Origin of the sequence: Bacillus sp. V5-8f, from assembly GCF_002863565.1 — a bacterium.
Taxonomy (GTDB): Bacteria; Bacillota; Bacilli; order Bacillales; family DSM-1321; genus Peribacillus.
Genome location: NZ_PGUW01000010.1, coordinates 1 through 12,882 on the forward strand (window position 1 = coordinate 1; position 12,882 = coordinate 12,882).

Sequence of the window (12,882 nt, forward strand, 5' to 3'; positions counted from 1 at the left end):
GCTGGAAAATAAATTCTTGCAGATGGAAGTTACTGATCAGACTATATTCAGCGGGTATTTTAAGCGTTTAACCCTAATTTCTTATACCCCTGATTGTAATCTGAATGCAAATTCCCTACTTCTTGCGGTAAACCTTTGACTTGGGTTTACCGCTTTTTCATATATTGTTTTCATATGTTGTGAGTTTAGAAGTACGTGACGTAAATTTATAATGAAAACATTCACACCTATTTTATTGTAAAACTTTTCACTTATGCAGAAATTGATATATAATAACTCCCATTGGAGGGTTGAAATGGAAAAAATTTCTACTAAATTAGTTCAATCAAATTTACTAAGAATAGGGAAGGAGCTTGGTTTTGAGGTAAAGGAAGAATATAGATTTGAACAACTAAAAGGTATGTATACACCAAGATATGATGTAATTTGGTTATTAAATGTATCGGGACTTGATGTGCAAAAGGTCTTAAATATTCCGTTGGTTGACCATAAGTATGTTCCCTTTGCAGCATTCGAAATCGAAGGATCAACAACTACTTCAAAAAATCAATTAGGTAATTTCGGGAATCTTAAACTTTCACCTTGTTATTATAATTTTATAGTAGTTAATAATGCATCTGCAGCAAAAGAAAATGATACATATAGACGTGCCATGAAAATTGTGAGAACCATGCAACGTTTGATGGGGGAACGACCACTCTTTCTTTTTGATGCATGCATGTTAGTAGGATTTCCGACTTTTGAATCAATTTGTAGTTTTGTTTGAGCAAGAACTTTAAATAATTTCTCAGCTACATCAATGGAGCCTTTCTCCCCGCCAGAGCCTTTTATTCGAACCTTCTTGTCCGAACTTGTACTCAAAACCATTTGATCTTGTATGACCGCACGCCTGATTACTTTAAATGGGCCTTCCATGTAGATGGAAAATATATGCCTTCAAAGCATTTCACATATGATCCTGTAACATTTCAGCAAAAAGAAGTGCAAAAAAACAGTCAATATTATTACAAACCGAAAATTGATATGGCTGCTGGTTTTCATATAAGAGGAGGCTTTATCGATTTCCTAATCGAAATGTCGGTACGTTTAAAAAGTGATGCTATCCATTTTCCGCTCCTCCAGTATATTAGGGATAAACAAGTGAAGGATTTGTAACATCCCTTACTAGGTATAGAAGTAGAAATGAAGGAATCCAAGCGTGCCTTGGGTGGCTTAATGAATTTAACGAACTTCCATCATTTTGGTTGGATGGTAGCCCTAAAAGCAATGGGACCATATATAGAGACATATAAGTCCCATTTAGGTATGCAAAACGTGGAGCATATCACAATAGAGGAGTTGTAGTCTTGAAAATTTTATTGGTGCAACCTTACGAAGACTATCAATATAACTATCAGAAATTATATGACGAAGTCAAAGAGATCATTGGATATCAGCCAGTTGGATTTAGTAGTTTTTCCTGAGGCTTTTATTCAATTGAACAATGAAAATGATGCCTGGCCAACCATTGAATATATTGCAAATTACTTAGATAAGCCCGTCTTACTGGGTTTTTCCATACCGGATGGATCGGAAAGGGCCTATTATCTAAACTGGGAACCAAATGAAAATGAAACGGCCAACAAAACTTTTATTAAACATTCTACAGCTATGAGAACCTTTTTTGACTATGATTTGACAGATGAAGAAATAGATAATATTTATAAACCTATTGTATTAAATGGCTAACGTATTCAAGTATATATTTGTCATGATATGTTTTTCCCACTAGTCACGGAGCGTCTGGAGCGTGAGGGAGCAGACCTTTTAATCAATTTAACAGGCGGAAATGTCAAAATGTCTAAATGGTGCAATCTTCTGAAAGGGCGTTCCATAGAGCTGAATTCTTATGTTTTCAAATAAAAGGTTGAAGTAGACCATAGGCTAAGGCCAATGTGAAGCCAAAACATGGTGTAAAGGGTGAAGCCGGCGGTAACAGTATTTAGTTATGCTCAGGAGGGATTGGGAAAGTGAGCCTTTTCTTAATAGCTCGATTGAAAGGGGTGGAAAAGGAAGTGCGGTTGATGGCAGATCGTGAAAGTGGTCGTTTGTCGTTTTCGGTTCAGGTGGTAGATTCAAGGACAGGGGAGGGGACCATGTCTACATGGGAAGATGCCAAGGAACTCCTGATGCGTGTCAGTGGTAAAAGCTTGATACTAATATATTCGGCCGAATTTTGTGCCTTTGTTCTTGGAGCGCGGGCTTTCTTGGGAAAGAAAAAGTACACAGGGAAGAGGGTGTCAGATCGTACTCACGAATGATATCCTTTCTTTGCTTGCCATTAGGATACAGCTGCACCATCTGATTTTTAAATTCATCTGTAAAGGTTCTTCGCTCGCGTTTAGTCATCGTACATTCTCCTCAACTATTGTATTAGTAGTCTACTTAACCTTAAATTTTCTGTCTAGATAAGTGTAGCCTGTCCAAGACAAAAGTTAATGAGTGTGGCGATAACTGGGGCGAAGGACTATTATCCTCTACAAATGGGACTTCCTTGATTTTGGGCCTTTCTATTATTTCGTATGTCTTTTCAATATACTGTTAATTCAGTGTAGGGAACTACACAAGGGGGGGACGAGACGACCAGTCGAGCCGGATAGACCAGTTTCTTAAAATCACGAAAAATTTTGTAAGGATGAAATTATTTCGACATGAAAGAACTTATTTCAACTAATTTAAGAATAATTATGTATGGTGTTTTAAATAATGATAACCTAATTTAATCTTTTTAATAAAATTTCAAAATAGTTTTTAGCCTATTTAAAAGGTGGTGTAAATAATGAAATATTTCCTATATTGTTATTTTATATATAACAATTTAAATATTAAGTTATGTTCTAAGTTATTATTTTTAAATAGTCCATGTGTCAAAAAACTTCAACCAGTTTGCATGGTTTTTTATTAAAACATTATAGGACCCATCGGTAGAAAGAATAGATTTTTGTTAGTATTTGTCCAATAAATTATATTGTGTTCAGAATATTCTAACAATATAATGAAAGCGTTAACAATAATAAAATGCAAAGGAGATGGAACAAATGTCATTAGAAGTTCACATTATGAATGTAGGGGATGTAGAGCTAGATTCAGGTTTTTTGGTTTGGGGGCATGACTTGGGTAAAAGGTTGATAGTCCCGACATATTCTTTCTTAATTTTAGGTGCGGAAAAGCCCATCTTAGTTGATACTGGATTTCGGAGTACAGACATAATGGCAAGGCTTGGGATGGTAGGGATACAAACCGAGGAACAAAAAATTGAAAATCATCTAGCCAAGCATGGACTGAAACCTGAGGATATCGGCTATGTAATTCATACGCACTTGCACATTGATCATGCAGGGCAAACCCATAAGTTCCCGGATGCGGTTGCTGTTGTTCAGCGACGTGAAATGGAAGCAGCATTCAGCGGGACTATGGGGAAACAGTATACCTATGAAGATTCAGAGCATATGTTCCAGCGTTTACACAAACCTGGTTCTTTATGGCTGCTAGATGGCGATAAATCTGGACCAATTGACGTAGTACCCGGAGTTAAATGTGTATTTGCGAATAGCCATACGCCAGGCTCACAATTTGTGTACGTTGAAACGTCAGAAGGAACAGCTGTTATATGTGGTGACACTATTTATAACATTAACTTACAAACTCGCCATTACCGTGAACTAACTGGCAGCTACCAAACGACTGGAAACCACTATTGGAGCAGAGGTGATGAAATGGCAGCAATTGCCCGTGTAGTCAATGATGCAGATTTTCTGCTACCTGCTCATGATTATGAGATTGAGGAAACATATGGGAATAAAATTGGAGATGCTTCAGTAAAATTGTCTAAATAAATACAGGACACATTTTGAGAGGAGCCTGCTTATTAATAAGCAAGGCTTCTCACACTGTATAAAGTGTTTTTTCTTAAGGTTGTGTCGGTGATATATTTTCAATGAATTTTTTAGTAGAAGAAATCATAAGTATTTTGAGAATAAATAGACTATTTGAAGTAGGTGAAAAATATGATTTATGAGATGAGAACATACACTATCAAAATTGGGAAAATGCAGGAATACTTGCATGCTTTGGAGGAAACTGGACTTCCCATCATAACTAAATACGCAAAACTGATTGGGTTCTGGACAACCGAAATTGGGGAGTTAAATCAAGCCATTCACATTTGGGAATATGAGAGCCTCGACATTAGAGCAGAAAGGCGGAAAGCACTTTATAACGACACCGAATGGGTCGAAGGTTTTGTGCCAAAGTTATTGCCTTTACTGGACAAGCAAGAATCAAAGATTCTCAATCCGACTGCCTTTTCTCCTATCAAATGAAAAAAACTCCTATAAAGCTATATTTTGATAACACATGATTAAAAGTAGCTAAATTAGTAGGTAATCCATATTTTGTTGCTAAAAACCGTGAAAATGAAATTTGGTATGTAAATCTCGCAGTAAAAAGGAATGGGTAAAATATGAAGAGATTACAAATGTTTATTAATGGAGAATGGACTGAAAGTTCTTCCCGGGGAATTATTTCTTCGATAAATCCTGCAACATTAGAAACAATTGCGGTAGTACCGCGCGGTGATTCGAAAGATGTGGATAGGGCCGTACACGCTGCACGAAATGCATTCGAATCATCTGAATGGAGGGACATACTTCCTGTCGAACGTGGACGAATGCTCCTTAAAATGGCTACCATCATTCGAGAGCAGAAAGAGGAATTGTCATACTTTGAAAGTTTAGATACCGGTAAGCCTTTGACACAAGCACAAGCAGATGTTGAAACGGCTGCCAGGTACTTTGAGTACTATGCAGGAGTTGCTGATAAGATATTAGGAGAAACGATTCCGGTACGCTCAGATGTTTTAGACTACACATTGCGCGAGCCGCTTGGGGTAACTGCGCACATAATTCCTTGGAATTATCCTATATCAATTACTTCCCGCAGTCTTGCCCCAGCTTTAGCGACAGGAAATACAGCGGTGCTAAAACCTGCAGAAGATACACCTATAACTGCAATTCGGCTTGCAGCTATAAGTGAGTTAGCTGGTTTTCCAAAAGGGGTTATTAATGTTGTAACAGGATATGGATATGAGGCAGGTGCTGCACTGGCCGAACACCCAGATATCGATCATATTACTTTTACAGGTTCAGTAGAAACAGGGTCTGTGATTATGAAGGCAGCCTCTGTACATATTAAACCGCTTACTTTAGAATTGGGCGGCAAATCGCCTAACATCGTGTATGCCGACGCTAATTTGGAAGATGCAGCACAGTGGGTAGTAAAATCTATCACTCAAAATGCAGGCCAAACATGCTCAGCTGGTTCTCGTCTTATTGTTGAAAAAAGAATTCATCAGTCCTTTGTTCAACGTGTGGTTGAGCTTATGAGTGAACTAAGGCTTGGCCCCGGGCTCGAGAGTCCGGATGTAGGACCTATTATTTCAGAAAAACAAATCAATAGAATTAAGAACTACATGGAAATTGCTGAACAGGAAGGGAGTCCGATTTTAATTGGAGGGAGAAGAAGTAAAGATATCACGAGCGGATTTTTCTTTGAACCGACTGTAATCGATACAGTTCTTCCTACTAGTCGTCTTGCTCAAGAAGAGATTTTTGGCCCAGTATTAGTTGTTTTTCCGTTTGAGACTAACGAGGAAGCTCTTCAGTTGGCAAATAATACGCAATATGGTTTAGTTACTGGCATCTGGACAACTAATCTTAATAAAGCCCACTGGTTAGCCAAGCGTGTTCGTTCAGGACAAGTTTTTGTAAACAACTATGGCTCTACTTCCGGTGTTGAAATGCCATTTGGCGGATCTGGAAAGAGTGGGTTTGGAAGAGAAAAGGGGCTTGAAGCAATAAAGCATTACACTCAACCCAAAAACATTGCTATTAAAATAGAAATCTAACCATTAGTTTTCTATGGTAAAACATCTAAATCCCAATAAGCGGAGGAAATACCTGCGGTGCAAGGAAAGTGAGGTTCCTCTTCTGATAATGGGTAAGTAACGGTAAGGAGAGATTATGAATGCCAACTATGTTTGATCCATTTAAGTGTAAAGGACTTGAGCTATCTAACCGAATTGTAATGCCGCCTATGTGCCAATACTCAGTTTGGAGTAAGGACGGCATTCCTAATGAATGGCATTATACCCATTATACTAGCCGAGCGGTAGGCGGGGCGGCTCTTATTATCATGGAAATGACAGATGTTGATCCGGATGGAAGAATAACGGATTATGACTTAGGTTTATGGTCTGACGAACAAATTCCTGCTTTTGCGAACATTATAGAAAGTTGCAATAAGTACGGCGCAAAAGTTGGTATTCAGATTGGCCACGCTGGTCGCAAGGCACAAGATGCACCGGAGTCAGTATCCTGCTCGCCTATTCCATTCTCAGATGTGTTTCGTACACCTAAAGAATTATCCACAATGGAAGTTGGAGACATGGTTGGGAAGTTTGAGGCTGCCTTTCGCCGCGCTTTAGAGGCAGGAGTTGATACCATTGAAATTCATGGGGCACACGGATACTTGATTCATCAATTCCATTCGCCTTATTCGAATAAAAGAGAAGATCAATATGGAAAAGATAAGGCGCTGTTCGGAGTGGAAATTATTCAAGCTGCAAAAAAAGTGATGCCACAAACAATGCCGCTAATCATGAGAATTTCAGCCGTTGAATATGTCGAGGGAGGATACGGTTTAGATTATGCTATAAACCTTTGTAAACGCTATAAAGAAGCTGGAGTGGATATATTTCACGTTAGTTCCGGTGGAGAAGGTGCCATTGGAGCCGCCGGGAAACCAGGTGCAGGCCATGGCTATCAAGTGAGCTATGCAGAGCGAATAAAACAAGCAATAGATATTCCAGTTATCGCGGTAGGTAAACTAGAGAACATATCGCTTGCTGAAGAGGTTATCCGGGGAGAAAAAGCGGATCTCGTATCTGTTGGAAGAGGAATGCTAAGAAACCCTTATTGGGCAAATGAAGCATCCCTTTCAATACGACAGAAACCTATCACACCTAAAGCATATGAAAGAGCTTTTTAATTTTTATATACATTAAACAAGCCATTTCTCAAACGGTATGGGCTTGTTCAATTTTGTAATGAATCTATATTCAATTTTTTATTAAAATGGCAGCTTACTATAAATAAAATGTTGTCTTTTCAACTTGGCGGAACAGTTAAAAAATGAAGCAATATTATTTTCTACTGGGTTACTTACAGTCCGCCCTATACAATAAAAAACGTTGTTGTTATTCAACATGGAATTAATAATCCTTAAGTATGATATCGGGAGGGGAAATATGACTTCGTTATTTAACCTTGATGGAAAAACCGCAATCGTAACTGGTGCAGGAAGGGGAATAGGGAAAAGCATTGCAATTGGCTTGGCTGAGGCAGGGGCCAACGTGGTTCTATGCAGCCGCACTCAATCTGAATTAGAGGAAGTTTCAGGCGAGATTCAAAAAATGGGTAGAAAAACATTAATTATCCCTTGTGATGTGACCAAGCCAGACCAAATTCAAGATGTAGTATATCAAACGAAAAATCATTTTGATTCAATTGATATTCTTATTAACAACGCTGGATTGACAATTAAAAGACCGGCGGAAGAATATACTTTGGAGGACTGGAACCAAATTATTGCAGTCAATCTAACAGGCGTTTTCTTATTTGCACAATATACTGGCCGTGAAATGATCAAGCAACGTAGTGGACGTATCATAAATATTTCTTCGGTAGCTTCCACAACAGCTCTTAGGAGTTCCATTGCATACTGTGCAAGTAAAGGTGGAGTAAACATGCTGACAAAGACCTTGTCTCTTGAGTGGGCACCATATGGTATTCATGTAAATGGGATTGCCCCGTCTTACATCGAAACTCAATTAGTTAAAAATATTAAAGAAGCTAGGAAAGGTTTTGCCGAGCAAGTAGAAGCAAGGACACCGCTTGGACGAATGGGTCATCCAAACGAATTGGTTGGTGCATCCATATTTCTTGCCTCCGATGCCGCTACATATATTACAGGTGAAACCATTTTTGTGGATGGCGGCTGGGTAGCTGCGGGTATGTAAATCAAAAAAAGTAGTTTTTTCACACGCGGATTCGCAAATCTAACATTATTTAATTAATTAACTAGTCTCTTGCAATTTCGGTTTTAGACCCCCAAAAAAGGCATACGGGTAGTGCAGTTATAGAAATCGATTTTTAAGGCGATCGGTTTTAGGGTTTTCAGCACTTTTTCCAATGGTGTACTCGACAGTCCTTCCTTGTAAGGTATACCACCAGCCGCCCTAATATCTCGCTTCTGATCCTTCTGACTGTGTCACCCAGTGTAAGTGGATTTTCCTTTGACCATTCGTACCTATGAATCTCCAACAAATTTTTTGTCAGATACTGGATCACCCAATACCTTTCGATCGCGTTGAAGGAAGCATCTGATACTGGTCAAATCCTAGGAGTTCCTTGAAATTGCGGTATCCGGTTTCGATTTCCCAGCGGATATGGTAGTACTCGAGGATGGACACGACATCCAGAGTTGTATCCGTACACAGGAGACACCCCGGAACTTGCCTTTATCCTTCACGGTCACAGAGGGAAGGTCGTCGTTCTGGATATACCGGTTCGCAAATTCTGCCATGGTACCCTGGATTCCAATTGGATTGATTTTAGGATTGGATTTGACGGCGCCAATCACATGGAAGCCCTTGGCGTTACAAAAGTTCACCAGTTTCCTGCTTGTGTACCAGCTGTCCATCAGGACATAGACCTGTTCTTCTTCATTGGCAGGAAATGACTGGACCATCTCTATGGCCAGGTCATTCTTGCTTTTAAAGGGGATCCCAAGCTGTTCATAGTATGCTTTCCTAAAATAGGGACGGTAATCCCAGGAAAACGAATAGCCTTCAGCCACGACATGCGCTGTCACAAGGCAATGCGACAAGACGCTTTTTCCTTCGGTATGGGAAAAGTGGAAATCCAAAGCTTCCATGGTTATCGTGGAGCGGTTCTTTGGCAGCCGGAATCATCTACAATCAGGAAAATGATCTGCTTGTCGTCTCCCTGGTTTTTGCGTGCACACCGAATGGACGTGATCAAATGGTTCATCCTCTTGCTTTGAACTCGGTTTGCACACCAAGGAGAATCTTTCAGAAAACAGGTCATACAGCTAAGGTCACGGTCCTTCCCAGAATGGTTCCGGATCTGTGTGATGGTCTTTCGTCCCTCTGCCAGGATGATTCCATGCATGATGGAAACAAGGTGATTGAACTGTGGCTTTGATAGGCAAAGACCCAGAGAAACAATGAACTTACGATAGCTGAATAGAAAGTTACCGTAACCTTAGACATCTTTTTTTTCTGGAAATTGTATTGGGTGGTACCTTTTAAATCCCATGAAAAAAGTGATGTCATTCTGGTTTTTATGAGATTTTCAATAAAACGACAAAACTAGACAATCTTTATGACAAGTTTTTTGCAAGAGTCAAGTAATCACTTCATTATTTGAATGGGGATGAAAGGCGGTAGAGTAATAAACGAAGGGGCTGCTAAGCATAGCTTGGAGGGATGGCTTTGAAATTGCCTTTAGATGATATTAGGGTCTTAGATTTATCCAGAATATATGCTGGTCCTGTAGGATCCATGATATTAGCGGATTTGGGAGCAGATGTCATTAGGATTGAATCTCCAAAAGGAACTGATAGTATGCGGGAATGGGGACCATTTGTTGAAGGGGAAAGCACCTATTATCTTTCAGCTAACCGTAATAAACGCTCTGTTACTTTAAATATTAAAAGTGAAAAAGGGAAGTCTTTGTTTTTACAGCTTGTAAAAAAAGCTGATATCGTTCTGGAAAATTTTAAGACAGGGACTTTAAATCGGTTAGGAATCGGTTTTGAACAACTAAAAAAGATGAATCCTAAAATAATCCTTTGTTCCATTACAGGATATGGCCAAACTGGGCCATATAGCAAAGAACCTGGCTACGACCCTGTTATACAAGCAATTGGCGGTTTGATGGATATTACAGGCCACCCAGACGGAGAACCGACACGCGTTGGGGTACCTGTAGTTGATATTTTCAGTTCCCTATATACCGCCATAAGTATTATATCAGCGATTCGAATCAGGGATCGTACTGGAGAAGGGCAGCATATAGATATTTCCCTACTAGATGTCCAAATCAGTACATTGGCCAATATTGCAAGCAGCTATTTGATGACGGGGAATATCTCTAAAAAACTTGGAAACCAGCATAACAATGTAGTTCCGTATCAAGTCTTCCAGTGCAAAGACAGACCGATGATGATAGCAGTGGGTAATGATAACTTATTTAATAAGCTTTGTAAAATTGTAAATCGCCCGGAATGGGTATCTGATGAGAAATATAAAACAAACTATGCAAGAGTTGTAAACAGGGATGACCTTACAGAAAAACTACAACGTATATTCATAACTAAAAATGTAGATGAATGGTTTGAAATCCTTTCTAATCACGGTATTCCTGCAGGACCTGTGAACAATGTCGAACAAGCCTTTAATCATCCTCAAGTACAAGCAAGAGAAATGGTAGAAGAGATTTCTCATCCCACGTTAGGAAAAGTGAAATTGGTAAGAAACCCAATTCGTTTTTCCAACACGCCAATAAAGATTAGGAAACACCCCCCACTTTTAGGAGAACATACAGTTTCATTTCTTCAACAGGAATTAAATTTGGATTCAAAAGAAATAGAAGAATTGCGATCTGAAGGCTCTATATAATTTTTTTATCGAGATTTCTTTACTTTTAGAAGTAATGTGGGAAAAAAATTTAAATCAGAGTCAACAGCCTGTTAAGTATAACGGTTGTGTGCATGATTAGATAGTGACTGAGAGGGTGTAAAAATGGCTGATTTACATTTTGAAATACAAGAAGGAGTCGCTACGATAAGATTAAATCGTCCTGATTCAAGGAATGCCTTCAGTATGGAGATGATCGATTTATGGATAAAGGCGCTTGAAGAAGTTAGGGATAATGATGCCATCCGTGTTTTGGTCCTAACAGGAAATGGAAAGGCATTCTGCGCTGGCGGGGATATTAAAGCTATGAAACAGGGACTAGGTTTTATGGATGTTACTGGTCATGAGGAGAAAGATTTAACGACAACTGGATTAGCTCGCAAGAATAGTTTGTGGAAGTATATTCAAAGAATTCCATTGTTAATGGAAGAAATCGATAAACCAACCATCGCAGCAATAAATGGCGATGCCATAGGTGCAGGACTGGACATGTCGTTACAATGTGATATACGAATCGCTTCAGAAAAGGCAAGGCTAGGTGAAGGTTATGTAAATGCAGCAATTGTTCCTGGTGACGGAGGAGGTTATTTTTTGCCTCGATTAATAGGTATTGACAAAGCCCTTGAACTATTATGGACGGGGAGAATAATTGATGCACAGGAAGCTAGTGATATGGGATTAATTACGAAAAGTGTTGCTCATGATTCATTAATGGAGGAAACTTACAAGTTAGCAAACAAGCTAGCGAGAGGGCCTCAACAGGTTATTCGTTTAATGAAACGGACCGTGTATCAAGGGTTAAAGACAGACTTAAGAACCTCTTTAGATATGGTATCCTCCTTTATGGGAATTGTCACTGAACATCCTGATTACCAGGAAGGAATAAATGCTATCAGTGAGAAGCGTAAGCCTAAGTTTAAATAGGCCTAATTTTTAATACTAGATGTTACTCAAGCTGAGAAAAATGCCTAGCTTTATTACTTCTACTAATAAATTGATCAAAATTCTTAAAGGATACTTAATTAAATACTATTATCTTCGTATTTATTGGAGGAGATTCAGTTTGAGAAAAGTAATTAACACTGAAAACACACCCAACGCAGTAGGACCATACTCAGATGCAGTGAGAGTAGGAAATTTGTTGGTGTGCGGGGGCCAAGGGCCAATTGATCCAGTTACCCAACGGGTATACAGTGGAGAATTTGAACAAGAGGTACGTATTACAATGAATAATTTAAAGGCTGCCGTAGAAGCAGGGGGTTCTTCTATGGAAAATCTGGTTAAGGTGAATGTGTATCTTACTGATATAAATGATTTTGAGAGCTTTGGAAAAGTTTATCGTGAGTTTTTCAAAGATAGATATAACATGCCTACCCGGGTTTTATGTCAAGTGGCTGGATTATGGGGCGGTATTAGAGTTGAAGTAGAAGCTTTAGCGTATGTAGAAGATTAGATGACGAAGTAGAAGAAAAGTATCGTAATAGAGTTGGTTAATTTGCTAGTTTAGAAGGTGCTCACCTTTAGCAAAAGCAAGCACGTACATCCCTTGTATAAGAGAAATGTGCATATATAGGCCCTAGCTTTGTTTATGCTCATAAAGATCATCATTTTTTTCAAGATGAATTGGTTGATAAGGAAGTATTAGAGCGTTTAGAAAGTTTAGCAAATGAGCTTGTGTTTATGCAAAAATCATTAAAAAGATCTGTGAAGACAGTAGGAGAAATAAATTGACAATGATTACGGGTAAAGTAATAAGGGGTAATCAGATTGGCCGGACTATTGGATATCCAACCGCTAATATTTTATTTGATACAAAAGAGCCCGATTTAAAAAAAGTCGCAGAATTATTATATTTTTTCTTGAATCCCTTAACGCTTAATTATCTGTATTTATAGAAACAGCCAAGGCTTTTTATAAAGCTCTTGGCTGTTTGCCTATTTTTGGTTTATGTTTTGAGGAAATTCTATCCGCTTAAGTAAAACACAATGTTATGTTTGTCTACCTCAACACGAGCTTTTGGTTTACAGCATTGACGTTATCGATCTCTTCGTGAGTCAATTCAA

17 protein-coding genes and 1 pseudogene are annotated in these 12,882 nt (G+C 38.8%); 16 read left to right on the forward strand and 2 right to left on the reverse strand.

What is annotated here, in order from left to right; all coding sequences use genetic code 11:
• The first annotated feature begins 295 nt into the window (after positions 1-295).
• From CUU64_RS12895 to CUU64_RS22350, 6 genes are all read left to right on the forward strand, one after another.
• Entirely contained in the window at positions 296-766 is a 471-nt protein-coding gene (locus CUU64_RS12895; protein ID WP_101634035.1) for a hypothetical protein, read from the forward strand.
• A gap of 164 nt (positions 767-930) precedes the next feature.
• Complete coding sequence (locus CUU64_RS12900) at positions 931-1,155, forward strand: hypothetical protein (protein ID WP_101634036.1); 225 nt, start codon at positions 931-933, stop codon at positions 1,153-1,155.
• A 27-nt stretch (positions 1,156-1,182) separates the two neighbouring features.
• Positions 1,183-1,344: a hypothetical protein gene (locus tag CUU64_RS22045; protein WP_180954594.1), complete on the forward strand. Its 162-nt coding sequence runs from the start codon at positions 1,183-1,185 to the stop codon at positions 1,342-1,344.
• Between the two features lie 60 nt (positions 1,345-1,404).
• Positions 1,405-1,728 carry a carbon-nitrogen hydrolase family protein gene (locus CUU64_RS12905; RefSeq protein ID WP_142383628.1) on the forward strand — a complete coding sequence of 108 codons (324 nt, stop codon included), beginning with the start codon at positions 1,405-1,407 and terminating at the stop codon, positions 1,726-1,728.
• Positions 1,729-1,731: 3 nt separating this feature from the next.
• A complete protein-coding gene (locus tag CUU64_RS23130) occupies positions 1,732-1,902 on the forward strand; it encodes a hypothetical protein (RefSeq protein WP_374702718.1) in 171 nt (56 codons plus the stop codon).
• 107 nt (positions 1,903-2,009) lie between these two features.
• Positions 2,010-2,300: a hypothetical protein gene (locus CUU64_RS22350; RefSeq protein ID WP_219621872.1), complete on the forward strand. Its 291-nt coding sequence runs from the start codon at positions 2,010-2,012 to the stop codon at positions 2,298-2,300.
• On the opposite strand, the pseudogene CUU64_RS22620 reads toward CUU64_RS22350, so the two are convergent.
• A pseudogene (locus CUU64_RS22620) lies at positions 2,269-2,388 on the reverse strand (transposase); the annotation flags it as partial. The gene CUU64_RS22350 and the pseudogene CUU64_RS22620 overlap by 32 nt on opposite strands.
• Positions 2,389-3,077: 689 nt before the next feature.
• Here CUU64_RS22620 and CUU64_RS12915 point away from each other — a divergent pair.
• The 5 genes from CUU64_RS12915 to CUU64_RS12935 all read left to right on the forward strand — a co-directional run bounded on the left by CUU64_RS12915 (position 3,078) and on the right by CUU64_RS12935 (position 8,116).
• Entirely contained in the window at positions 3,078-3,875 is a 798-nt protein-coding gene (locus tag CUU64_RS12915; protein WP_180954595.1) for an N-acyl homoserine lactonase family protein, read from the forward strand.
• Between the two features lie 171 nt (positions 3,876-4,046).
• A complete protein-coding gene (locus CUU64_RS12920) occupies positions 4,047-4,361 on the forward strand; it encodes an NIPSNAP family protein (protein ID WP_101634040.1) in 315 nt (104 codons plus the stop codon).
• Between the two features lie 140 nt (positions 4,362-4,501).
• Positions 4,502-5,944 carry an aldehyde dehydrogenase family protein gene (locus CUU64_RS12925; RefSeq protein WP_101634041.1) on the forward strand — a complete coding sequence of 481 codons (1,443 nt, stop codon included), beginning with the start codon at positions 4,502-4,504 and terminating at the stop codon, positions 5,942-5,944.
• 119 nt (positions 5,945-6,063) lie between these two features.
• Entirely contained in the window at positions 6,064-7,086 is a 1,023-nt protein-coding gene (locus tag CUU64_RS12930; protein ID WP_101634042.1) for an NADH:flavin oxidoreductase/NADH oxidase, read from the forward strand.
• Between the two features lie 259 nt (positions 7,087-7,345).
• Positions 7,346-8,116 carry an SDR family NAD(P)-dependent oxidoreductase gene (locus tag CUU64_RS12935; RefSeq protein WP_257985515.1) on the forward strand — a complete coding sequence of 257 codons (771 nt, stop codon included), beginning with the start codon at positions 7,346-7,348 and terminating at the stop codon, positions 8,114-8,116.
• A gap of 380 nt (positions 8,117-8,496) precedes the next feature.
• Here CUU64_RS12935 and CUU64_RS12940 read toward each other — a convergent pair whose 3' ends face one another.
• Positions 8,497-8,985 carry a transposase gene (locus CUU64_RS12940; RefSeq protein WP_180954596.1) on the reverse strand — a complete coding sequence of 163 codons (489 nt, stop codon included), beginning with the start codon at positions 8,983-8,985 and terminating at the stop codon, positions 8,497-8,499.
• Between the two features lie 68 nt (positions 8,986-9,053).
• Here CUU64_RS12940 and CUU64_RS22050 point away from each other — a divergent pair, with 68 nt between their 5' ends.
• From CUU64_RS22050 to CUU64_RS23135, 5 genes are all read left to right on the forward strand, one after another.
• Positions 9,054-9,323 (forward strand): hypothetical protein, encoded by a 270-nt coding sequence (locus CUU64_RS22050; protein ID WP_101634045.1) that lies wholly within the window; start codon positions 9,054-9,056, stop codon positions 9,321-9,323.
• 284 nt (positions 9,324-9,607) lie between these two features.
• Positions 9,608-10,801, forward strand: coding sequence for a CaiB/BaiF CoA transferase family protein (locus CUU64_RS12950; protein ID WP_308302376.1), 1,194 nt, complete (start codon positions 9,608-9,610; stop codon positions 10,799-10,801).
• A 123-nt stretch (positions 10,802-10,924) separates the two neighbouring features.
• Complete coding sequence (locus CUU64_RS12955) at positions 10,925-11,743, forward strand: enoyl-CoA hydratase/isomerase family protein (RefSeq protein ID WP_101634047.1); 819 nt, start codon at positions 10,925-10,927, stop codon at positions 11,741-11,743.
• Positions 11,744-11,882: 139 nt separating this feature from the next.
• On the forward strand, positions 11,883-12,272 hold the full coding sequence (locus tag CUU64_RS12960; protein WP_180954597.1) for a RidA family protein: 390 nt from the start codon (positions 11,883-11,885) through the stop codon (positions 12,270-12,272).
• A 280-nt stretch (positions 12,273-12,552) separates the two neighbouring features.
• Positions 12,553-12,714: a riboflavin kinase gene (locus CUU64_RS23135; RefSeq protein ID WP_374702719.1), complete on the forward strand. Its 162-nt coding sequence runs from the start codon at positions 12,553-12,555 to the stop codon at positions 12,712-12,714.
• Positions 12,715-12,882 lie beyond the last annotated feature (168 nt).

Coding starts and splice junctions, on each gene's coding strand:
- CUU64_RS22045 (WP_180954594.1), top strand. CDS start 1,183: ATGAAGGAATCCAAGCGTGCCTTGGGTGGCTTAATGAATTTAACGAAC.
- CUU64_RS12930 (WP_101634042.1), top strand. CDS start 6,064: ATGCCAACTATGTTTGATCCATTTAAGTGTAAAGGACTTGAGCTATCT.
- CUU64_RS12955 (WP_101634047.1), top strand. CDS start 10,925: ATGGCTGATTTACATTTTGAAATACAAGAAGGAGTCGCTACGATAAGA.
- CUU64_RS12900 (WP_101634036.1), top strand. CDS start 931: ATGCCTTCAAAGCATTTCACATATGATCCTGTAACATTTCAGCAAAAA.
- CUU64_RS12920 (WP_101634040.1), top strand. CDS start 4,047: ATGATTTATGAGATGAGAACATACACTATCAAAATTGGGAAAATGCAG.
- CUU64_RS12905 (WP_142383628.1), top strand. CDS start 1,405: ATGACGAAGTCAAAGAGATCATTGGATATCAGCCAGTTGGATTTAGTA.
- CUU64_RS12915 (WP_180954595.1), top strand. CDS start 3,078: ATGTCATTAGAAGTTCACATTATGAATGTAGGGGATGTAGAGCTAGAT.
- CUU64_RS23135 (WP_374702719.1), top strand. CDS start 12,553: ATGATTACGGGTAAAGTAATAAGGGGTAATCAGATTGGCCGGACTATT.
- CUU64_RS12925 (WP_101634041.1), top strand. CDS start 4,502: ATGAAGAGATTACAAATGTTTATTAATGGAGAATGGACTGAAAGTTCT.
- CUU64_RS12895 (WP_101634035.1), top strand. CDS start 296: ATGGAAAAAATTTCTACTAAATTAGTTCAATCAAATTTACTAAGAATA.
- CUU64_RS12935 (WP_257985515.1), top strand. CDS start 7,346: ATGACTTCGTTATTTAACCTTGATGGAAAAACCGCAATCGTAACTGGT.
- CUU64_RS12950 (WP_308302376.1), top strand. CDS start 9,608: ATGGCTTTGAAATTGCCTTTAGATGATATTAGGGTCTTAGATTTATCC.